Raw genomic sequence first — 23,106 nt, 5'->3', positions numbered from 1 at the left:
ACTTAATAGTAATGTAGTATATGAAGGTTACAGATCACATTGAACAGTCAAAGGGTAAAACACTATTCTCATTTGAGCTGATTCCGCCCCAAAAAGGAAGAAATATTCAAGAGTTGTATAATAATATTGATCCGTTGATGGAGTTCAATCCTCCGTTTATTGATGTAACGACCTCGAGAGAAGAATATATTTATATAAATAAGAAGGGTTTATTAGATAAAAAACTAACAAGAATGCGTCCGGGTACTGTAGGAATCTGTGCAGCTATTACTCATAAATATAATGTGGATGCTATACCACATGTTTTATGTGGAGGATTTACCAAAGAAGAAACAGAATATTTGTTGGTTGATTGCCATTATTTGGGAATTGACAATGTAATGGCTTTACGCGGAGATGCCATGAAGGAAGAAAAGTATTTTACACCTACAAACGGAGGGCATTGCTATGCTAATGAGCTGGTATCACAAATTGTAGCGATGAACCAAGGAAAATTTTTACATGAAGTTGTCGAGACTGAGACCAATTCGGATTTTTGTATCGGCGTAGCCGGGTATCCCGAAAAACATGTCGAAGCGCCTTCGTTAAATTCAGACTTAAGAAGGTTAAAAGAAAAAGTTGATGCAGGGGCGGATTATGTGGTTACTCAGATGTTTTTTGATAATCAACGCTATTTTAAATTTGTAGAAGAGGCAAGAGCTGCTGGGATTTCTGTGCCCATTATTCCGGGGATCAAACCGGTTTCAATAAAAAAGCATCTTCATTTACTACCTCAGGTTTTTAAATTAGATATGCCGGACGAATTAGTGAAGGCCATAGAAAAGTGCAAGACAAATGCAGAGGTGCGAGAAGTGGGAGTAGAATTTGCTATTCACCAGTCCAAAGAATTAATGGCGTATGGCGTTCCGGTGCTGCACTATTATTCTATGGGGAAGTCCGATAATATAAAAAAAATAGCTGCAGCCATATTTTAAGTAGTTTTGAGTTTATATAAAAAACAACTCAGATTAAAAACTTGTGTAGCAGCGGAGGGTACAGTACTTTAGCCGCATGATAAGGAGAATCATTTTTTTTGTAATTGTGGTCATGGGTATGGGTTATGCTCAGACTCCGATGAAATTATCGGTGGATAAAGAAACTGTAACTAATAAATCATATAGCATTGATATCAATGCTTTTCAAGGTACTATACTAAAACACAATCCTGATATTTCTCATCTGATCACTAGTCATCCATCAGGTCTCATACTGGCAATTAATCATCAAACTTATGGGGATAAAGAGTGGCAGAGACTGTATAATTATCCGGATTACGGAGTTTCATTAGTGTATCAGGATTTAAAGAATGATTTTTTAGGAATCAGTATTGGAGCATTCGCACATTATAACTTTTATTTTTTAAGACGATACCTACAGCTTAGAATAGCCCAAGGAGCAACCTACGCTTCGAAGCCGTATGATATTGATGATAATTACCGCAATATTGCTTATGGATCTCATATTATGAGTGCTAGTTATGCGCTTTTAAATTATCGCCATCAAAATGTTATACAGCATGTTGGATTACAATTGGGTATAGGTATTTTACATTACTCTAATGGCAACTCCAAAGCACCTAATAAAAGTACCAATACCCTCTTTGCCAATGTCGCAGTGAATTATAATTTGAGTCAGCAACCAAAACAATATATTGCGAAAGAAGAAGGTTTATTAAGAGGGTCAAGACCTATTGGCCTAGGAGTAATGTTAAGTGGAGGTTTCAATGAAAGTGATTTGGTGGGTTCGGGAAGATACCCTTTTCTTACGGTTGGGATGTTTGCACATAAGCAATTGAATAAAAAAAGTACTATCGTTGTTGGGTCAGAATTATTTTTCTCAAAAGCTCTGGAACGCTATATCGATTATCGCGCGGTTGGGGATTTTGGGGATGGTACTACAGGGAACGAGGATTCAAAAAGAGCGGGAGTATATGTTGGACATGAACTAACCATTAATAAATTAGCTATACTTATAAACTTTGGATATTATTTTTACTACCCTTATGATTTTGAAGGGACCATGTATAATAGAGCTGGACTAAAATACAACTTTACGTCCTCTATTTTTGGTGCAATAACCGTTCGTTCACATGCAGCCAAAGCAGAAGCTATTGAATACTCAATTGGATATCGATTATGAGCAGATATATTAACATTCAAGCGCACACAATACTTTTCCTGTTGTTTTTTACAGTTATATTGGGATGTGATACAGAGAATGCACCAGATTGTTTTCAACGAACGGGGAATCTCGTGAGTCGGGAAATGGAGGTAACGCCTTTTACAAAAATTCTGGTTGGTCCGAATATCGAACTTGTTTTAAAGCAAGGAGATACAACGAAAGTTGTAGTAGAGACTGGGGAGAACTTAATTAATGAAGTCTCAGCAGAGGTGATAAATGGGGAGCTTATTTTGAGTAATGTAAATGATTGCAATTTTGTTAGAGATTTTAATCAAACCAAATTTTATATTAGTGTACCAAAGCTCACAGTAATTAGAAGTGCGACTCAATTTGCTATTCGTTCAGAAGGAGTATTGAGTTTTGATAGTCTGACCTTACTGTCTGAAGATGTTGGTTATGCAGAAGGTAATACAACAGGTGTTTTTGAGCTTACCATTGATTCAGAAAAACTAAATATTGTTGGAAATAATATTGCATCTTTCAAAATAAGAGGATTTGTAAGCAACCTTACGGTCGGACTCTATTCTGGTACCGGTCGTTTTGAAGGAAAGTCGCTTATGGCTGATTATGTTACAGTATATCATCGCGGAGCAAATAAAATAATAGTAAATCCCCAAGTTTCTTTAAAGGGAGAAATTCGAAGTACCGGAGATGTTATAAGTGTATTCGAACCAGAGGAGGTAGCGGTAAAACAATTCTATACCGGTAAACTTATATTCGACCTGGAGTAAGTGTAAGTAATTGTTTTTTATGTTTTTAACGTAATATTATTGTGGTTAAAACGCAGAATCATCATCTTTTTTATGCCTAACTTTATAGAATTCCCCCAAATTCTAATAACCTCAAACGTTAGGTATGCCAATAAAATTATCTATTCAAAACAGTAAGAAAAGTACTTCCACCAAAAATTATTTGCAAAACGAGCTGAATACGCTGATCAAAGAAAATGATTTGATTTTTGATTTTGTTCAAAAAGCAGCATTAGACGGTTTATGGTTTTGGGATTTAGAAGATCCTGAGAATGAATGGATGGATGACAAATTTTGGACAGTTTTGGGGTATGATCCTAAAGTAATGCCCCACAAATCCTCAGCGTGGCAAGATATTATCAATCAGGAGGATTTAGCGCTAGCTATGGAGAATGCAAATAGGCATCTTCACGACCCCTCTTATAGCTACGATCAGGTGGTACGCTATACCCACAAATTAGGACATACACTATGGATACAGTGTCGAGGTCTAGTAATTAGAAATGCTGAGGGTAAACCGGTACGCATGTTAGGCGCTCATACCGATATTACTAAACTCAAAAAGGTAGAATTTGAGCTACAGAGACAATTACAGCGCTATGAGCACATAATTGAAGGTTCAAACATAGGGACTTGGGAATGGGATCTAAAAACTGACGAAGTAATCTTTAATGAAGGTTGGGCCAGAATGATAGGGTATACTTTGATCGAATTGAGACCCTTGTCCATGGATACATGGCTCAATGGTATGGAGCCTATCGATGTGAAAAAATTTCGTTCAAAACTAAAAACATCGTTGCAATCCTGTGAAGCTACTTTTGAATTTGAAACCAGAGTTCGACATAAAAATGGTAGTTACATTTGGTTTTTAGACCGAGGTAAAGTTATGAGTTGGGATAAAGAAGGTAATCCGGAACGTATGATTGGATCTCGCCAAGAAATTACTGAAAGTAAAAAGAATATAGAACGCTATAGAGCTTTTATTGAGCAAGCCCCAAGTGCGTTAGCCATGTTTGATTTGGACATGTGCTATCTGGCAGCCTCCAGACAATGGTTTACAGATTATGATATCCACGAGGAAGATATCATTGGAAAGTCACATTATGAAGTGTTTTCTCATATTAGTGAAGAATGGAAAGAACAGCATCGTAGGTGTCTTGAAGGAGAAATTTTAAAAAGTAAGGAAGACAAGTTTTATAAGAAAGATGGTTCGGTACAATGGTTGTCATGGGAAATGAAGCCATGGTTTACTGATACCATGAAAATCGGAGGTATAATTATGCATGTTTCCGATATAACAGAACTCAAGCAAATAGAGCACGCCAATCAACAAAAGCAAACTTTTTTGGAAGCAATTTTAGACAGTATTGAGGTCGGTATTGTTTCTTGTGATCAATCGGGAACGCTAACGCTTTTCAATAAAACCACCAAGAATTGGCATGGCTTACCACCTGAGGTTTTGCCTACCTCAGAGCTTTCCGGATATTATGGGTTATTCAAACCAGATGGAAAAACACCCTTGGAAACGGAAGAGATACCGCTACTTCGCACACTAAAAAATGGGTCGTTAGAAGCTGATGAAATAATTATTAAACCCAATGAAGGGTTCAAGCGCTATGTGTCGGTAAATGGCTCTCAGCTTAGAAGTCTCGATGGTGAAATTTTTGGAGCTGTAGTGGCGATGCACGACATTACTGAGCGCAAGAATACTGAAGAAAAATTGCGCATTAGTGAGGAAACTTTTAGAGCTAATTTTGAGAATGCTGCGATTGGCATGGCAATTTCTAATTGTCAATATCAGTGGATAGAAGTAAATGAGGCTTTTAGTGAAATCGTTGGATACACGATTTCAGAATTGCAAGCAATGACATTTAAGGATATTACGCACGAAGACGATCTTGCCTTAGACCTTCAGTTGTTGAATGAACTGACAGAAGGAATTCGCACACATTATCACATGGAAAAACGGTATATTCATAAAGAAGGCTACAGTGTTCATGTGATTTTAGCGGTCTCTTTAGTTAGAGATAGTGAGGGTTCTCCATTATTTTTTGTATCTCAGATCATAGATATAAGTCCGAGAATTGAAGCCAAGAATAGGATGCTGTCAACTTTGGCAGAACTTAAGATTTTAAGAGATTCCAACACTCAAGTGGGAATTATCGGATTGGATAAAAAGGGTGCTATTACTTCTTTTAATAAAGGGGCCGAAAATTTATTAGGGTATTCTTTTGAAGAGATAGAGGGCACATCGGTTGTCGATTTTTATAGGAAAGAGGAGCTTAAAAAACGATCTAATGAACTTTATGAATCCCATAAAGAGCAATATATCGATTTTGATGTACTAACTGCATTATCTACCGATGAAATTGGTGATACAAGCGAATGGGAATATGTACGTAAGGATAGGTCAACTTTTTCTGCACAAAGTACGCTGACCATCCTCAAAGATGAGTTCAATATTTCGGGATATCTTCTTGTAATTACTGACGTTAGTGAGATTAAGAAAGTAGAAGGCCGATTAAAATCTCTGCTTGAAGTCGCAGAAGATCAAAATAAACGGTTGAAAAATTTCGCATATATCGTATCCCATAATTTACGTTCGCATTCGGGAAACTTTTCAATGCTTCTAAATCTGTTTCATAAAGAATTTCCGGAATTTTCTGATAATGAGATTCTAAAACTTTTTAAAAATGCCTCAGATAGTTTAGCTGAAACAATAGGACATCTTAGTGAAGTTGTTGTAATGAGCGCATCTGTAGATCAAAATTTGAACAAAATAAATCTTTCTAAAATTGTAAATAGTGTTTTACAAGGGGTATTGTCTAGTGCCAGCGAGAACAATGTCAAGATTAAAGTAACTGTGCCAAAAGATATGGAGGTACTCGCTTTGCCAGCGTACTTAGAGAGTATCGTTCTTAATTTGACCACCAATGCAATTAAGTACCGCAGACCAACATGTCAAAGCACAGTATCGATCAGTGCAACAAAAAAGGATGGGTTTGTAGTAATTAGTTTTGCAGACAATGGCTTGGGAATAGATTTGAATAGAAATCGATCCAAACTATTTAAAATGTATAAGACCTTTCATAAACATGAAGACGCTAGAGGCATTGGATTGTTCATTACCAAAAATCAGATCGAAGCTTTGGGAGGTAAAATTACAGTAGAGAGTGAAGTGAATAAAGGGTCTAATTTTAAAGTGTATCTGCGTTATATTGCCTGATATGCAATAAATCTTAAGAAATATTTAATATGTTGAAATAAAAAAAATGGCAGTAAGTAATTAATTTTTCTTTAAATTTATCATCCCCATCTGCAGCCTAGTAAACCTACAATAGAATGATTCAAAAAAAAACTAAGCGACTACAGGTGTCATCGTACCCTAGCCGCAATCATTTAAAAGACGAATTATATGCTTTGGTGCAAAGGGATACTGCTATCTTTGATTTTGTACAGGATATAGCCCTGGATGGTCTATGGTATTGGGATTTATCGACCTTTGAACGGATATGGATTAGCAGTAAATTTTGGAATACGCTGGGTCATTTTGTAGGTCATGAGTCCTCTTCTCATCTTTTGAGCGAAACTTCGCTGCCGATTACTATATTACGCCAACTCTTCGAAAACTCTATATCACATTTTAGAACAGAAACATCCCCGTATGTTGAACATATTGATTTTGTGCATAAGCTAGGCCATAAGGTGGCGATTGAATGTAAATGTATTGGTGTTTTTGATGAGAATAATGTAGCTAATCGTTTGTTAGTTGCTCTTACCGACACCACTAAATTAAAACAAACTGAATTACGGTTGCAAAGACAACTGGACCGGTATCAACATATTATTGAAGGGGCAAACCTCGGAGTTTGGGAGTGGAATTTACAAACTGGTGAAATATACTTCAGTGAGCGCTGGGCAGAAATTATTGGATATTCCTTATTGGAAATAGAACCTGTTTCAATTCAAACCTGGAAAAATTCAGTGCATCCTAAAGATCGTGTAAAGACGGAAAAACTTTTAAAGGAACATATCGAGCAATCTACGCCCGTATATGAGTGCGAAGTGAGAATGCGTCATAAAAAAGGGCATTGGGTCTGGGTGCTTGCTAGAGGAAAAGTAGTGAGTTATAAAAATGATGCTCCGGAATGGATTATTGGATCCCATCAAGAAATAACGGCCAGTAAGAATGAGCTAGAAAAAAATCGCTTGTTTATAGAAGAGGCTCCAACAGCCATTGCCATGTTTGACAGTAAGATGAGGTATCTGGCTGTGTCAACTAAGTGGTTGGAGGATTACAGCCTAAAAAATGAAAATATTATCGGAAGATCTCATTTTGCTATTTTCCCCACCATTAGTCAAAAATGGAAGGAAATTTTTAAATCGGCCCTCCAGGGAGAAACTCTTAAATCGGACGAAGATAGTTTTTTAAAGAAAAATGGATCGTTACAGTGGTTAAGTTGGGAATTAAGACCCTGGTATACGCACGATAATAATATAGGAGGTGTGATTATGCATACGGCAGATATTACACGTGCCAAAGAAGCAGAGATCAAATTAAAGATTAGTGAAGAAGCTTTTAGAGGTAATTTTGAAAATGCAGCCGTCGGAATGGCGATTCTTAGCATACAGGGACAATGGATAGAGGTTAATCAAAGTTTATGTGATATTGTAGGTTATACGGCCGAAGAACTACGAAAGTTAACGTTTCAAGACATAACACATCCAGATGATTTAGATAAGGACCTATCATTGTTAGAAGAACTCTTGGCCGGCAAACGATCGTTTTATCAAATGGAAAAGCGTTATTTTCAAAAGAGTGGAAAATTGGCTCATATTATCCTCTCGGTTTCATTGGTAAAAGATGAGGAGGATAATCCTTTGTATTTTATATCTCAAATAATGGATATCACTCCGAGAGTTAAAACTAGAAAAAAGCTATCTGAAGCCTTACAGAAATTAGAAAACATTTTGGAAGATATAACACAGGTAAGTGTTATTGGAACCGATAAATATGGACAAATCACAACGTTTAATAAGGGAGCAGAAAATTTATTAGGATACAATCGCGATGAAATGATTCTAAAGCGTTCCTACATCGATCTGCATCTTCCCGAAGAAATACAAAAAAGAGAAATACAATTATCTCAAGAATATCAGTGTAGTATTAGAGGGTTTGAGATCTTTACAATATTACCATTCAGAAATGAAATAGACACCAGAGAATGGACTCACCGACGTAGTGACGGCACCACCTTTCCTGTCTTGGTAACTATGACTGCCTTAAAGCAAGATGAAGAAATAACCGGTTATTTGGCTATTGCAACGGATATCAGAGAAATTAAAAAAGTTGAGAATGACCTAAAATCGTTACTTGAAGTTACCCAGGATCAAAATAACAGGCTTTTGAATTTTGCGCACATTGTTTCACATAATTTAAGATCTCATTCCGGAAACTTTCAGATGTTATTAGATTTATTAACCGATGAACATCCAGAGTTAGTATCGAACGAATATATTGGCTTATTGTGTGAAGCATCCGGGAACCTTAATGAAACAATACATCATTTAAATGATGTGGTTGTAATGAATTCTTTGGAAGAATCAAACATGGAACATATCAACTTGTTTGAAGCGGTTCGAAAAACGATAAAGAATATTGCAGGGATGCATCTTGAATCTGACGTACGCATTGAAAACAATATAGATACTTCAACACAAGTTTTAGGCATTGCCGCATATGTTGAAAGTATTTGTCTTAATGTGATCACTAATGGCATAAAGTATAGGGCTAAAACGCGAAACAGCTTTATAACCTTAAATAGCTATGTTGAAAATGAGTTTCAGGTTTTAGAAGTGAGAGACAATGGTTTAGGTATTGATCTGGAAAAGCATAGGGCTAAAATGTTTGGCATGTATAAAACATTTCATGATCACGAGAAATCTCGCGGTTTAGGACTCTTTATTACTAAAAATCAAATAGTAGCTATGGGAGGTACTATTGAAGTCAAAAGTGAAGTTAATGTAGGAACTGTTTTTAAAATATATTTTAAGAAATGAAGAAAGTTGATTTAGCGTGTATTGTAGATGATGATCCGATTTTTGTTTTCGGTATTAAAAAGGTTATGGAATTGGCAAATTTCTGTAATGGCTTCTTAGTATTTAAGAATGGAAGGGAAGCCTTGGATAAGTTAAAAGCAATTATATCCAGTGGAGAAAAACTACCTGATATTTTACTACTGGATCTCAATATGCCCATCCTTGATGGGTGGCAATTTTTGGAAGAATTCACTAAAATACCGTGCAGTAAGAAAATAACTATTTATATTGTTACCTCATCGGTAGATCCTCAGGACGTGGCTAAGGCCAAGTCGTATGAATTAGTAAGTGATTATATCGTCAAACCAATATCAGTAAAACGTCTCAAAGAAATTCTGAAAGAGTTTGAAACATCTCAGAGCTGATTTTGCATTCAAATATTGGTTTATAATTATTGTGTTAGCTCTCTAAACAGACTTTCCATATTTTTGTTTTTCCGTGATAATTGTAAAATTTTTAATTTGTTATCGTGAGCAAAGTCAAAAACCTTCGGGCGCATATCAATACTCGTATCAAATGTAATTTCGTACACAAAATTATGTTTGTTTATCACCCGCATGACATGCGGAATTCTTTTTAAGAAAGCTTCCTCAACACGATAATCGAATTCAACTTCAATAATTTGTTCCTTGGTGTCAATTAAATCCTTTAAATATCTATCAGCCACCAGTTCTCCTTTATTGATTATGATGACTCGATCACACATGGCTTCTACCTCTTGCATGATATGAGTGGATAACAAAACCGTCTTATTTTTTCCCAGAGCTTTTATTAGCGATCGTATTTCCACTAACTGATTGGGATCCAATCCGGTGGTTGGCTCGTCGAGAATAAGAACTTTTGGATCATGTAGCAAAGCACAAGCTAAACCCACACGCTGTTGATACCCTTTTGAAAGTTGAGTAATTTTTTTAGAAGCTTCATTAGTCAAACCAGTTTTTGTGATAACTTCCTCAATGCGATTGGCAGGTATATTATATACTTTTGCATTAAAGGATAGGTATTCTCGCACGTATAACTCTTCATATAATGGATTATGCTCAGGAAGATACCCTACACTTCTTTTAACATCCAATGGATTTTTTATGATGTCAAATGTGTTTACCATAGCACTACCCTGGTTGGGGGGCAGGTAGGTGGTCAGAATTTTCATCATAGTCGATTTTCCGGCTCCATTTGGTCCAAGAAATCCCACAATTTCTCCCTCTTTTATCGTAAAAGAAATATCTGAAATTGCTTTTTCCTGATGATACGTTTTAGAAATATGGGAGACGGATATAGACATGTTTTTTAATTTTATCAAAAATACTAATTAGTAACTTAAGAAACTTAAATTTAATATGCGAAGCTGGTTCTCGATTTATATATAAAAAGCCGAGGTGTGTTTAATATCTTTTAATACAAAAGTACTGTTTAATACTCCGATATTTTCAATAGTCGAAAGCTTATACTTTACAAAATCATGATATGCTTCAAGACTAGGCGTATTTATTTTTAGAATAAAATCAACTTGACCGGCCATATGATAACATTCCTGAACCTCTTCTAAATTTTGTATTTGTTCTTCAAATTTTTGAATAAAAGCTTCATTATGGTATCGCATCGAGACTTGACAGATAGTGGTCACTGACCGATTGATTAATTTCTTATCTAAAATAGCTACATATTTCTGAATAAATCCTTTTTTTTCTAAACGGCGAATCCGCTCATAGATCGGAGAAGCCGTTAGATTGAGGAGCTGTGCGATCTCTTTGGTCGTTTTTTTTGCATCTTTTTGAAGAATTCTCAAAATTGTAAGGTCTATTTCGTCTATATCTTCCATAAGCTTAGTAAATTTAACTGCATTTGTATTTTATAATATCTCAAAAAGATAAAATAGTTGCTAATTTAATTAAATGTCGCAATTTTTACTGAAGATAGAATAAAATTTCAAATTAAAAATTGCAACTGTTACTTTTGCAAGTAAATACTACTTAATAGTTGAATGTATATGGATACAAATATCTTAATCGTTGGTGCAAATGGTCAATTGGGTTCTGTATTGACAAAATCGCTTCAAGAAAAATTTGGTGTAGAACACGTAGTTGCTTCTGATTTGAGGGAAAAAGAAAATGCCGATGGAATTTTTGAAATTATTGATGCTACCGATCGTAACAGAATTGAATCAGTTGTTAAACAATACAAGATAACCCAGATCTATCACTTGGCAGCCATATTATCAGCTAGAGGTGAAGAGAACCCTTTACAGACTTGGGATATTAATATGCAGACCTTGTTTAATGTATTAGAAGTCGCACGACTCAATGAGGTTGTAAAAGTGTTTTATCCTAGTTCGATTGCTGTTTTTGGAGAAGGAGCTAACCAGACTCAAACACCTAATGATGCTTATTTGGATCCGGCAACGGTGTATGGTATAAGTAAAGCTGCGGGCGAAAACTGGGCACAATATTATTTTTTACGCTACGGTCTCGACGTACGTTCGTTACGTTACCCTGGAGTTATTGGCTATCAATCCTTACCTGGCGGAGGTACGACAGATTATGCCGTAGATATTTATCATAAGGCTGTTTTAGAAGAAGAATTCAATTGCTTTTTAGAAGAAGACACAATGCTGCCAATGATTTTTATGGAAGATGCAGTGCGTGCAACCTTGGAATTGATGGATGCGCCAAAAGAACATATAAAAGTGAGAACGTCATATAATTTGGCTGGAGCAAGCTTTGCTCCCAAGGATATTGCAGCAGCATTGCAAAAGATATATCCTAAGTTTGAGGTTAAGTACACTCCTGACTTCAGACAGAAAATAGCAGCAAAATGGCCTAATTCGATAGATGATAGTAGTGCAAGAGACGATTGGGGATGGCAACCCGAGTACGATTTAAACCGGATGACACAAGTTATGGTCGAAAAATTAAAATTACAATACGAAATCAATCCAACTTAAAGGCGTTTAGATATTTTTGGATGATTTATTGTCAATTTTAAAGGGATTTTTCAAGAAACATAGGGGATACTTGGAGTTACACAACATATAGTGTAATTTTAAAAAGAACTGAAATAGCGTAGGGTATATATTAATTACAAAATCATATTTATGTTTTCAAATATTAAAGAAGATTTACAAAGAGAAATAGAAGAAATTAAGGATGCAGGATTGTATAAGTCCGAACGTATCATTACTACACCTCAAGGTGCAGAAATCGATACCACAAATTCAAAGGAGGTTTTAAATTTCTGTGCGAATAATTATTTGGGTCTCTCGTCACATCCAGACGTAATTCAAGCAGGAAAGGATGCTATTGACTCACATGGTTATGGACTTTCATCAGTTCGTTTTATTTGCGGTACACAGGATATTCATAAAGAATTAGAACGCAAGACCGCAGAGTTTTTAGGAATGGAAGATTGTATCTTATATGCCGCAGCATTTGATGCTAATGGAGGACTTTTTGAGCCAATTTTAGGACCTGATGATGCTATCATATCTGATGCGCTTAATCATGCTTCTATTATTGACGGTATCAGATTATGTAAGGCAAAACGGTTTAGATATGATCATAACGATATGGACTCCCTCGAAGAGCAGCTAAAAGAAGCACAAGGTTCCAGACGTATTTTAATTGTTACCGACGGTTCTTTCTCTATGGATGGTACCATTGCTCAATTAGATAAAATTTGCGACTTAGCAGAAGTGTATAATGCGATGGTTATGATTGATGAGTGCCATTCTACAGGATTTCTTGGTAAAACAGGCCGTGGAACGCATGAGTACTGTGATGTTATGGGACGAGTAGATATTATAACAGGTACATATGGTAAAGCTTTAGGAGGTGCATCCGGTGGATTTACCGCAGCACGTAAAGAAATTGTAGAATTGTTAAGACAAAGATCTAGACCTTATTTATTTTCAAACACTGTGGCACCTTCAATAGTAGGTGCTTCTATCAAGGTTTTGGATCTTTTAAGCGCTTCAACCTCACTGCGAGATACGTTAGAGGAAAATACTAAATATTTTAGAACCGAAATGACTGCCGCAGGATTTGACATCGTGCCGGGAGATCATCCTATTGTTCCTGTAATGCTGTATGAAGCTACATTAGCGCAGGAATTTGCGTCAAAATTACTGGATGAAGGTATTTATGTTATCGGATTCTTTTATCCCGTAGTGCCAAAAGGAAAAGCACGGATACGTGTTCAATTATCTGCGGCGCATACGCGTGAGCATCTTGAGAAAGCGGTTAAAGCATTCACCAAGGTAGGAAAAGAACTGAAAGTTATTTAACAGCATCTTATATTTTAGTAAGGTTTTTAGATATGCGGATCCTATTTTGAATAATTCCTATTTAAAACTCAAAAAATAAAGAGTTTGATAATTGATTGAACTTTAAAAAGAATTAGTTTACTTTTTGTTTTGAAAGTTCGATGTTTTATTTACTTTAGCAATCTAGTTACAACAGAGACAATGAATAATTTATTTACTTGGAACGGATTTTATTTTTTCTTCTTTTATTTTAAAGAGAGAAACGGGATCCCTATGTAAATATTTTTATGTTTATAATTTAAAATCCCGATGCAAATCGGGATTTTTTTTTACCCAAATTTGAATGAAATCAAAAGTTGCCATACAAGGTATAAAAGGTTCATACCATCATCAAGTAGCTCAAGCATATTTTGGTGACTTGGTTGAGGTAGAGGAATGTATGTCCTTTGCAGAAGTGGCAAATAGTTTGGTAAACGCGCATAGCGAACATGCGATAATGGCCATAGAAAATTCTATTGCAGGGACAATTATCCCAAATTATGCATATATCGATGAATGTGATTTTAACATTATAGGAGAGTTTTATGCTCCGATAAATCATTGTCTTATGGTGCTTCCGGGTCAAAAAATAGAAGATATTAATGAAGTGCACTCTCACCCAATGGCACTTTTACAGTGTAAAGATTTCTTTAAGCAATATCCGGGCATCAAATTGGTTGAAGCGACAGATACTGCAGCGGTAGCGAGAAATATTAAAAATGAAAATAATTTAGGTATTGCAGCCATCGCAGGCAAAATTGCTTCAATATTATATAGTTTAGAAATTTTAGCACATAATATTCAAACTATAACGACTAATAGTACCCGGTTTTTTGTGCTAGAGCGAAAATCCGAAGCTGTAGAAAGGAAAAAAGAAATTAATAAAGCTTCGTTAAAGATTATTGCGATGCATAAGCAAGGAAGTCTTGCGACGCTACTAAATGTTATGAGTGACTGTAGCCTTAATCTTACAAAAATACAATCCCTCCCCATATTGAATGAGCCTTGGAAACATTCATTTTTTATTGATGTCACATTTGGGAAGTCTGAATACTTTGAAAAGGCAATCACCTTATTGAGAATCATGACGCTAGAGCTAAAAATTTTAGGGACTTATAAAAACCAACAACGATGAAAGTACAAACTGCAAAACGCTTAGACAATGTAGAAGAGTACTACTTTTCTTCAAAATTACGTGAGGTGAGAGCGCTGGCCAGTGCAGGAAAACCGATTTTGAATTTAGCAATCGGTAGTCCTGATTTGGAGCCTCCCGTTGAGGTTGTTCGGGCTATGCAATCAGCTATGCGAGAGAAAGGGGTGCATCAGTATCAAAGTTATCAGGGGGTTCCTCAGCTTAGAACAGCCATTGCCGAATTTTATCAAAACAAATTTGGTGTAGATTTAGATAGTGAATCCGAAATCCTACCATTAATGGGGTCAAAAGAAGGGATTATGCATGTTTCTATGGCGTATCTCAATGCTGGGGATCAGGTATTAATTCCTAATCCGGGATATCCTACATATGCTTCGGTAACCAAATTGCTGGATGCAGAACCTATTGCTTATGAATTAACCGAGCAAAATAATTGGGAACCTGATTTTCAGGCGTTGGAACAACTCGATTTAAGAAAGGTAAAGTTGATGTGGGTTAATTATCCCCATATGCCAACAGGTGCTTCAGGAAATCTACTATTGTTTGAGCGACTCATTCACTTTGCTAAAAAACATAATATATTAGTTATAAATGACAATCCATACAGTTTTGTGCTCAACCCTGAACCTATCAGTATATTTAATGTTGTCGGAGCTAAGGATCATGCTTTAGAATTAAATTCTCTAAGTAAGTCTTTTAATATGGCAGGATGGAGGGTAGGAATGGTTATGGGTGGTGCAGAAAAAATACAAGCAATACTTCAAGTGAAATCCAATATGGATAGCGGGATGTTTTTAGGAATTCAGCACGGAGCCTTAGCTGCTTTACAAATTTCAGATCAGTGGTATGAAAATCTGAATGTAACATATGCGAAAAGAAGAAAATTAATCTGGAAACTAGCTAAGAAATTAAATTGTATGGTGGATCACAAAGCTGTAGGGTTGTTCGTTTGGGCCAAATTACCAGCATATGTAAATGGATATGACTTTATAGAAAAACTGTTGCGTGAATATAATATTTTTGTTACTCCTGGCGCAGTTTTTGGAATTCAAGGAGCAGGGTATTTAAGGTTTTCTTTATGTGCGAATATAGATCAGATTGAAGAAGCTTTACATCGGATAGCAGGGGTAGATTTTTCTGTTGAAACCCTAAAATTTAAGGCTATATGAAGCTGTTTGTTATTGGAGTCGGTTTAATAGGAGGGTCTTTTTGTAAAGATATTAAGCAAACCATGCCAGATACTATAATTTATGGGATAGATTCGAATGAAAAGCATTTGGATTCTGCATTAAAAATAGGGTTTATTGACCGACCGTCCACCATAGAAGAATTAGGGTTAGCCGATGTAGTGATTATATCAATACCTGTGACGACAACAGTGACTTTGTTGCCTCAGGTTTTAGATCGAATCCAGGATACTGCATTGGTCATGGACGTAGGATCGACAAAGCAGGAAATTTGTCAGTCCATAGCAACACATGATAAGAGGCGTAATTTTTTAGCGATTCACCCTATAGCGGGAACAGAGTTTTCTGGTCCTGAAGCAGCAGTCGATACCCTGTTTTTTGGTAAGACCAACATTATTTGCGAAGTAGAAAAAACAGCTTTTAAATTGCAAGAGCGAGCGATGAAAATTTTTACAGCTTTGGGAATGCGTATCCGGTATATGGATCCTGTGTCGCACGATAAGCACATTGCATATGTCTCCCATTTATCACATATCAGTTCATTTATGTTGGGTAAAACGGTGATTCAGAAAGAAAAGAATGAAAAAGATATTTTCGATATGGCTGGCAGTGGATTTGCCTCTACAGTAAGATTAGCAAAAAGTTCTCCTGCCATGTGGGGACCTATTTTTCAACAGAATAAAGAAAATGTGATAGAATCACTGAGTGAGTATATTAATAACCTCTCTCATTTCAAAAGTTTACTTCAAAATGACGATTTTGAAGGTTTACATAAAGAAATGGAAGATATCAACCATATAAAATTAATTTTAAACGGAATCGAAGCCTGATCAACGACAGATTTAATGATTTGAACAGCATAAAAAAAGAAATTATGGAAAATAAAAAAGAATTGAGAAACTGGTTGGATGCGTTTGGATTAGATCATCCTTTGGTTATCGGCGGACCTTGTAGTGCGGAAACCGAAAATCAAGTGGTCAAAATAGCTCATCAGCTTAAAGATTCTGATGCTACAGTATTACGTGCCGGAATTTGGAAACCCAGAACCCGACCAGGCAATTTTGAAGGTGTGGGCGCCTTAGGACTAAAATGGTTGCAACGCGCTAAAGAAGAGACGGGAATGAAGATAGCGACCGAGGTAGCTAATCCACATCACGTAGAATTAGCCTTAGAACATGGAGTAGATATTCTATGGATAGGAGCACGAAGTACAGTCTCACCATTTATAGTACAAGATATTGCTGATGCTTGTAGGGGTATTAATAACCCTGTGTTGGTAAAGAACCCTATTAATCCGGATCTTTCGCTATGGTTGGGAGCCGTAGAACGATTGTATACGGCAGATGTTAAAAATCTGGGAGTAATTCATAGAGGGTTTTCGACCTATGAGAAAACTAAATACAGAAACATTCCAGAATGGCAAATTCCGATTGACCTGCAAAATCGTTTTCCTGATTTGCCTTTAATTTTAGACCCTTCTCATATTGCAGGTCGAAGAGATTTAATTTTTGATTTGTCTCAAACTGCATTGGACCTTAATTTTGATGGGTTGATAGTAGAAACACATTATGATCCGGATAATGCATGGAGTGATGCAAAGCAACAAATAACGCCAGACACTTTAATTCAAATGATGAAAGATTTAAAAATTCGAAAGGAAATCGGAGAAGATGAAGCGTATCAAAAAGCACTGAGTCAATTACGAGCTAAAATCGATATAGCGGATAATCAGGTATTAGAGGTGTTGGCAAAAAGAATGAAAATTTCTGATGAAATAGGGAAGGTAAAGGCAAAACAGAATGTTGCTATTTTGCAATCCAAGCGCTGGAATGAAATTTTGGGACGTATGATCCTTGAAGGAAATGAAAATGGTCTGAGTGAAGAATTTATTTTGCGAATTTATAAGGCCATTCATCAAGAGTCTATTAACCATCAAAAAAACAGTTCTAAATAAAGGAAAGGAGGTTTAGAACAAATGCGCATTTGGGATATAATTTGCATCTTTGTAGCTATGACAGGAATTGTATATAAATCTACTGGAAGTTGGTATACCGTAAAAGCTGAAAACGGAATAACATATGAATGCCGAATAAAAGGAAAATTCAGAATTGAAGGGATTAAGAGTACCAATCCGGTTTCTGTTGGTGATAAGGTGGATTTTAAATTGGAGAAAACGAATGATGAGAATGATAGTGAACGTGGGGTAATTAATACGATTCATGATCGAAAAAATTATATCATTCGTAAATCTGTAAATCTGTCCAAACAAACGCATATTATTGCTGCCAATATCGATCAGGTTTTCTTACTGGTTACTTTAAATAATCCTCCTACGTTTACCACATTTATAGATAGATTTTTAGTGACGGCAGAGGCTTATGGAATAAAAGCCGTGCTTTTATTTAATAAGATTGACACCTATAACGAGGAGGAGTTGCTCGAAATCAAATATCTCGCTGCATTATACAGAAAAATAGGATATGAATGTGTTGGTATTTCAGCTAAGACCGGGAAGAATGTCGATAAGGTGAAGGCTATGATGCAGGGCAAGGTTAGTATGTTTTCTGGCCATAGTGGGGTCGGTAAGTCAACCTTGGTCAACACAATTGAGCCGGATTTAATGTTAAAGACAACAGCCATTAGCGAACAACACCAACAAGGGCAGCACACGACTACCTTTGCAGAAATGTTTGATCTGAGTTTTGATGCAAAAATTATAGATACCCCGGGAATAAAAGGATTTGGAGTGGTGGATATGGAAAAAGAAGAATTAGGTGATTATTTCCCTGAATTTTTTCAACTGAAATCTAAGTGCAAATTTAATAACTGTCTGCATATTAATGAACCGAAATGTGCAATTAAAGACGCACTGGATGTTGGGGAAATTGCTTGGTCTAGATATAAAAGCTACTTGCAAATTATTGAGGGCGAGGAGGAACATTATCGCAAGAATAATTATACTGAAGAATAGATTCATTGCATGAGAGTAATTATACAAAGGGTGTTAAAAGCTTCTGTTACGGTTGAAGGGGAAGTAATTTCAAATATAGCAGATGGCCTATTAATTCTTTTAGGTATTGAGGCAGAGGATACCGATGCAGATAGTAAGTGGTTATCAGGTAAAATTAGTAGACTACGAATATTTGCAGACGAAAATGGAGTGATGAATAGGTCGATTCAGGATATTGACGGAGAAGTTATCGTTGTAAGCCAATTCACTCTATTTGCCAGTACTAAAAAAGGAAATAGACCCAGTTATATCAAAGCAGCGAGTCCTGAAATAGCGACCCCAATTTACGAACGTTTCGTAAATCAGTTAGAATTGGATTTGGGTAAGAAAGTTGGAACGGGTATATTTGGAAAAGATATGAAGGTAAATTTAATCAACGACGGACCTGTTACCTTACTTATCGACACAAAGAATAAAGAGTAACTACCCCAAATTTTATAATGTATGTCTAGATTTTTACTTTTCCCTTTTTGGGTATTTTTACTCATGCCTTTTTTTGAGGTTTCTTCTCAGGATTTACCGGAACTACATGTGAATCGGATCGATTCGGCATTGCTCAAGAATGCAAATGCAGTGGTTAGAGTCGAAGAAATTTTGATAGAGATATCTGCTGTTGATGCAGTAACGGTTAAAACCAAAAGAACAGTAACAGTGCTTAATAGGTATGGGGAGCGTTCTGCAAACTTTTCCGAATGGTATGATCCCTCAAGAAAAATTAATAAATTATCAGCTGTGATTTATGATAGTTTTGGTAATGAAATTTATAAATATAAAAAGAAGGATTTCAAAGATAGAAGCTATATTGATGGTTTTTCTTTGATGAGAGATGACCGAATCAAATATTTTGAATATACACCGGTTCGATATCCATATACTGTAATATTTGAGAGTGAGATCAAAAGATCGTCTACTGCCTTCATTAAATCTTGGGTTCCGGTTCCAAGATACGGATTGAGTGTTGAAAAATCATATTATAAAATTGTCAATCCAACTAAAATACCTCTCAAAAGTAAAGAAATAAATCTTGAAGAATATTCAATTTTTAAAAATAATTCGGATTATGAATTATCCTATGAAGTGGCAAATATAGTATCAAAACGTTCAGAAATCATGAGCCCGGCTTATTTTGAGGTTATGCCAATTGTGAAGGTGTTTCTAAATAATTTCACATTAGAAGGGATGGAAGGATCAGCTAAGGATTGGAAGGCTCTTGGAAAGTGGTATTATGAAAAACTTTTAATGGGTAGAAATGAGTTGCCTGAATCAACTATTGAGGAAATAAATAATCTAGTCGCTGAGGCAAATACTAAAGCAGAGAAAGCGAAGCTTATCTATGAATATGTTCAGAATAAAACAAGATATATAAGTGTGCAATTAGGGATCGGTGGATGGATGCCGTTTTTAGCGAGTGATGTAGATCGATTAGGTTATGGAGATTGTAAAGCGCTTACAAATTATACGAAAGCGTTATTAGATAGTCAAGGTATCCTATCGTTTTATACAGTTGTTTTTGCTGATGAAAGAAGAGATATAGATGCAGATTTTGCTTCTATAGAGGGGGATCATGTAATTTTAAACATTCCTGATAAAGAAGAAGATATATGGTTAGAGTGCACAAATCAAACGATACCGTTTAATTTTATAGGAGATTTTACCGATGATAGAAATGTTTTGGTAGTTAAACGGGAGGGTGGAGAAATTAAACGTACAAAGAAATATTTCTCAGAGGAAAATATATTGAATACTAATGCGGTAATACAATTAAAAGCTGATAATTCGATGGAAGCTACTATCAATCGAGAAGCTAGAGGGTTAGAGTATAATTGGAATTATCAAATTCAATTTGAAACTCCGAAGAATCTTGATTTGCATTATAAAGAAAAGTGGAGTTACATTAATAACTTACATATTAAATCAGTTAATCTTCATGATGATAAAGAAACAGTGCAATTTGTAGAAGACCTTTTGATTACCTGTTCTTCTTATTCTAAAAAAGCTGGTAGCAGATTATTGGTGACTCCAAACGTGTTTAATCGTAATCAGGGGAATCTGCCTGTTTACGAAAATAGACGTACCCCCTTGGTTATAAGACATGGGTATCAAAATACTGATGAGTATGAGATTAATCTACCTGCGGGATATTTACTTAGTAAGTTACCTGAAAGCAAGTTTATCACAAACGAATTTGGAACCTATAGTTACGAATTGGAAATGCTAAGTCCATCTAAGATTAAATTTAAACGTACTCTAAAGATGATTGATGGAATTTTTCCAAAAGAAAAGTATGAGAGTTATAGACAATTTTGGACAGATATAAAAAATACAGACAAGACAAGAATCGTACTTAAAAAGGAATAATCTTAACCAACGAAAAAATGAAAAATTCAATTAACTCAATAGTTGTTATTATCCTAATGTTTACCACACATGGCTTTGCACAAGATTTTAAGTTTGGCAAGGTTTCAAAACAGGAGTTGTTAGAAAAGAGCTACGAAATGGATACCACAGCAAATGCTGTGGTTTTGTACGAAAGCCGAAATATTAATTTTCAGTATAGTCAGAATAACGGTTTTCAGTTAATTACTGAGGTGCATAAACGTGTAAAGCTCTATAATAAAAATGGTTTTAATGAAGCTGGCGAACATATTTATCTATACAAAAATAACAGTGATAAAGAAAAACTTAGTGGTTTGAAAGCTGTCACTTATAGTTTGGTAAATGGAGAAATAGTAGAGACTAAACTGAAAAAAGATAAAATATTCAAAAATGAGTATTCAGAATATTATAATGAGGCAAAATTTACTATGCCCTCAATACAGGAAGGATCAGTTATTGAGTATAAATATAAGCTCATTTCACCTTTTGCAAGAAGTATTGATAAAATCTATTTACAAAGAAATATTCCAATAAAACTAATGGCGATACATATTTCAATTCCGGAATATTATAATTTTAAAAAATTCACTTCCGGACATCTACCAATAAACTTAAAGGAATCTGTAAAACGTGATAAGATAGTATTAAATTCAAAATCGAGATCAGGGTTCTATGTTTCTAAAACGAGTTATTCACAAAATGAAATAGAGTATGCGGTAAATACTTATGAAATCAATTCAGAGAATATTCCAGCATTTAAATCGGAACCTTATTCAGGGAATCCTAAAAATTATATGGCTTCTATAGATTTTGAGTTACAGTATACTAAATTCCCCAACAGTCGTATTTCAAGTTATTCTACAAGTTGGGAGGAGGTTGCTAAAACTATACATAACGATTCAAGGTTTGGTAATGAATTAGAGAAAAAAAGCTATTTTAAAAAGGATATTGATTCTATTATCAAAGATATAAGTGATCCCTTGCAACGAACTAGTAAAATTTTCGATTTTGTAAAAAAACGGATGACCTGGAATAAAAAATTTAGGGTAATTACTGTTGATGGAGTAAAAAAAGCATATACTTCCGGAGTTGGTAATTCGGCCGAAATAAATATTATGTTAGTGGCCATGCTCAAGTACGCAAAGGTTCAAGCGAACCCTGTTCTAGTTAGCTCAGTAAACCAAACAATGGCGTTGTTTCCTACGTTGGAAGGTTTCGATTACTTAATTGCTAGAGTTAAGTCTGGTGATAATATTTTATATATGGATGCTACTGATAAGTTGGGAGAGTTTAATGTGCTTCCGGATAGAGTAATTCAAGGGTCAGGAAGAATACTTTCAGAAAATGGAACCTCACAATTGATAAACTTTAGACCAGATGAGGGCTCTAGGTTTCACTGTACAGTGATGTGCGAGATTGATGAGTATGGTATTGTGACAGGCAAACAAAGTTCAAATCGTTTGTCATATTTGGCACATGATTTTAGAGTTCGATATGGAGAAAACGATATAAACACACAAATTAAAAGGATCAAAGAAAAATATGAAATAGATACTATTCTGTCCTACGAATTAAAAGAAGTGGATAAGGTTGGAAAACCATTAGGAGAGCGTTTTGAATTTGTTCTAGAAAATGAGATTGAAATTGTTGATAATGAGATGTTTTTTTCACCATTACTATTTTTAAGAGATAAGGAGAATTTTTTTAGAGCAGAAGATCGCAAATATCCTATTGATTTCGGATATGGTTATGACAATAATTTAATGATTTCTATTAAAATTCCTGAAGGTTATAAAGTTCTTGAAGTACCCAAGCCATCTGCTTTTAAACTTCCTGAAAACATGGGGAAATTTATTTATAGAATTAATAAGACTGGTAACCAGATACAGGTGTTAGTATCAGAAACTTTAAATACACCCTTTATATCTGCTGATTACTATCAAGTAATTAAAGAGTTCTATAACCAGATAATTGAAAAAGAAAGCGAACAAGTAGTATTAAAAAAAATATAA

The 23,106-nt window shown here is 35.4% G+C and carries 18 protein-coding genes; 16 read left to right on the top strand and 2 right to left on the bottom strand.

What is annotated here, in order from left to right; all coding sequences use genetic code 11:
• Positions 1-20: 20 nt before the first annotated feature.
• The 6 genes from metF (at position 21) to BD809_RS03190 (ending at position 9,433) form a co-directional block, all read left to right on the top strand.
• Positions 21-974, top strand: coding sequence for a methylenetetrahydrofolate reductase [NAD(P)H] (gene metF, locus BD809_RS03215; protein ID WP_148781518.1), 954 nt, complete (start codon positions 21-23; stop codon positions 972-974).
• Positions 975-1,050: 76 nt separating this feature from the next.
• Positions 1,051-2,178, top strand: a complete 1,128-nt coding sequence (locus tag BD809_RS03210) for an acyloxyacyl hydrolase (RefSeq protein ID WP_246131414.1) — start codon at positions 1,051-1,053, stop codon at positions 2,176-2,178.
• Positions 2,175-2,951, top strand: coding sequence for a head GIN domain-containing protein (locus tag BD809_RS03205; protein WP_148781517.1), 777 nt, complete (start codon positions 2,175-2,177; stop codon positions 2,949-2,951). Before BD809_RS03210 ends, BD809_RS03205 begins: the two co-directional genes overlap by 4 nt.
• Positions 2,952-3,075: 124 nt before the next feature.
• Positions 3,076-6,195 carry a PAS domain S-box protein gene (locus BD809_RS03200; RefSeq protein WP_148781516.1) on the top strand — a complete coding sequence of 1,040 codons (3,120 nt, stop codon included), beginning with the start codon at positions 3,076-3,078 and terminating at the stop codon, positions 6,193-6,195.
• Between the two features lie 116 nt (positions 6,196-6,311).
• Positions 6,312-9,029 carry a PAS domain-containing protein gene (locus BD809_RS03195; RefSeq protein ID WP_148781515.1) on the top strand — a complete coding sequence of 906 codons (2,718 nt, stop codon included), beginning with the start codon at positions 6,312-6,314 and terminating at the stop codon, positions 9,027-9,029.
• Positions 9,026-9,433, top strand: a complete 408-nt coding sequence (locus BD809_RS03190; RefSeq protein WP_148781514.1) for a response regulator — start codon at positions 9,026-9,028, stop codon at positions 9,431-9,433. Before BD809_RS03195 ends, BD809_RS03190 begins: the two co-directional genes overlap by 4 nt.
• 26 nt (positions 9,434-9,459) lie before the next feature.
• Here BD809_RS03190 and gldA read toward each other — a convergent pair whose 3' ends face one another.
• Both gldA and BD809_RS03180 read right to left on the bottom strand, forming a co-directional pair.
• Positions 9,460-10,353, bottom strand: coding sequence for a gliding motility-associated ABC transporter ATP-binding subunit GldA (gene gldA / locus BD809_RS03185; RefSeq protein WP_148781513.1), 894 nt, complete (start codon positions 10,351-10,353; stop codon positions 9,460-9,462).
• 75 nt (positions 10,354-10,428) lie between these two features.
• Positions 10,429-10,890 (bottom strand): Lrp/AsnC family transcriptional regulator, encoded by a 462-nt coding sequence (locus tag BD809_RS03180; RefSeq protein WP_148781512.1) that lies wholly within the window; start codon positions 10,888-10,890, stop codon positions 10,429-10,431.
• 168 nt (positions 10,891-11,058) lie between these two features.
• On the opposite strand from BD809_RS03180, the gene BD809_RS03175 reads away from it, so the two are divergent.
• The 10 genes from BD809_RS03175 to BD809_RS03130 all read left to right on the top strand — a co-directional run bounded on the left by BD809_RS03175 (position 11,059) and on the right by BD809_RS03130 (position 23,106).
• Positions 11,059-12,012, top strand: coding sequence for an NAD-dependent epimerase/dehydratase family protein (locus tag BD809_RS03175; protein WP_148781511.1), 954 nt, complete (start codon positions 11,059-11,061; stop codon positions 12,010-12,012).
• A 150-nt stretch (positions 12,013-12,162) separates the two neighbouring features.
• Positions 12,163-13,350, top strand: a complete 1,188-nt coding sequence (kbl, locus tag BD809_RS03170; RefSeq protein ID WP_148781510.1) for a glycine C-acetyltransferase — start codon at positions 12,163-12,165, stop codon at positions 13,348-13,350.
• A 322-nt stretch (positions 13,351-13,672) separates the two neighbouring features.
• On the top strand, positions 13,673-14,503 hold the full coding sequence (locus BD809_RS03165) for a prephenate dehydratase (protein ID WP_148781509.1): 831 nt from the start codon (positions 13,673-13,675) through the stop codon (positions 14,501-14,503).
• Positions 14,500-15,690, top strand: coding sequence for a pyridoxal phosphate-dependent aminotransferase (locus BD809_RS03160; protein WP_148781508.1), 1,191 nt, complete (start codon positions 14,500-14,502; stop codon positions 15,688-15,690). The genes BD809_RS03165 and BD809_RS03160 overlap by 4 nt, the downstream gene beginning before the upstream one ends.
• Entirely contained in the window at positions 15,687-16,538 is an 852-nt protein-coding gene (locus BD809_RS03155; RefSeq protein WP_148781507.1) for a prephenate dehydrogenase, read from the top strand. Before BD809_RS03160 ends, BD809_RS03155 begins: the two co-directional genes overlap by 4 nt.
• 44 nt (positions 16,539-16,582) lie before the next feature.
• Entirely contained in the window at positions 16,583-17,662 is a 1,080-nt protein-coding gene (locus BD809_RS03150) for a bifunctional 3-deoxy-7-phosphoheptulonate synthase/chorismate mutase type II (protein WP_148781506.1), read from the top strand.
• A gap of 57 nt (positions 17,663-17,719) precedes the next feature.
• Complete coding sequence (gene rsgA, locus BD809_RS03145; RefSeq protein WP_148781920.1) at positions 17,720-18,679, top strand: ribosome small subunit-dependent GTPase A; 960 nt, start codon at positions 17,720-17,722, stop codon at positions 18,677-18,679.
• Positions 18,680-18,688: 9 nt separating this feature from the next.
• On the top strand, positions 18,689-19,141 hold the full coding sequence (gene dtd, locus BD809_RS03140) for a D-aminoacyl-tRNA deacylase (RefSeq protein ID WP_148781505.1): 453 nt from the start codon (positions 18,689-18,691) through the stop codon (positions 19,139-19,141).
• Positions 19,142-19,162: 21 nt separating this feature from the next.
• Entirely contained in the window at positions 19,163-21,076 is a 1,914-nt protein-coding gene (locus BD809_RS03135) for a DUF3857 domain-containing protein (RefSeq protein WP_148781504.1), read from the top strand.
• 17 nt (positions 21,077-21,093) lie between these two features.
• Complete coding sequence (locus BD809_RS03130; protein WP_148781503.1) at positions 21,094-23,106, top strand: DUF3857 domain-containing protein; 2,013 nt, start codon at positions 21,094-21,096, stop codon at positions 23,104-23,106.

Origin of the sequence: Aquimarina intermedia, from assembly GCF_008124785.1 — a bacterium.
GTDB lineage: Bacteria > Bacteroidota > Bacteroidia > Flavobacteriales > Flavobacteriaceae > Aquimarina > Aquimarina intermedia.
The sequence above is the reverse complement of the archived record's forward strand: the minus strand, read 5'-3'. Positions and strand labels throughout refer to the sequence as shown.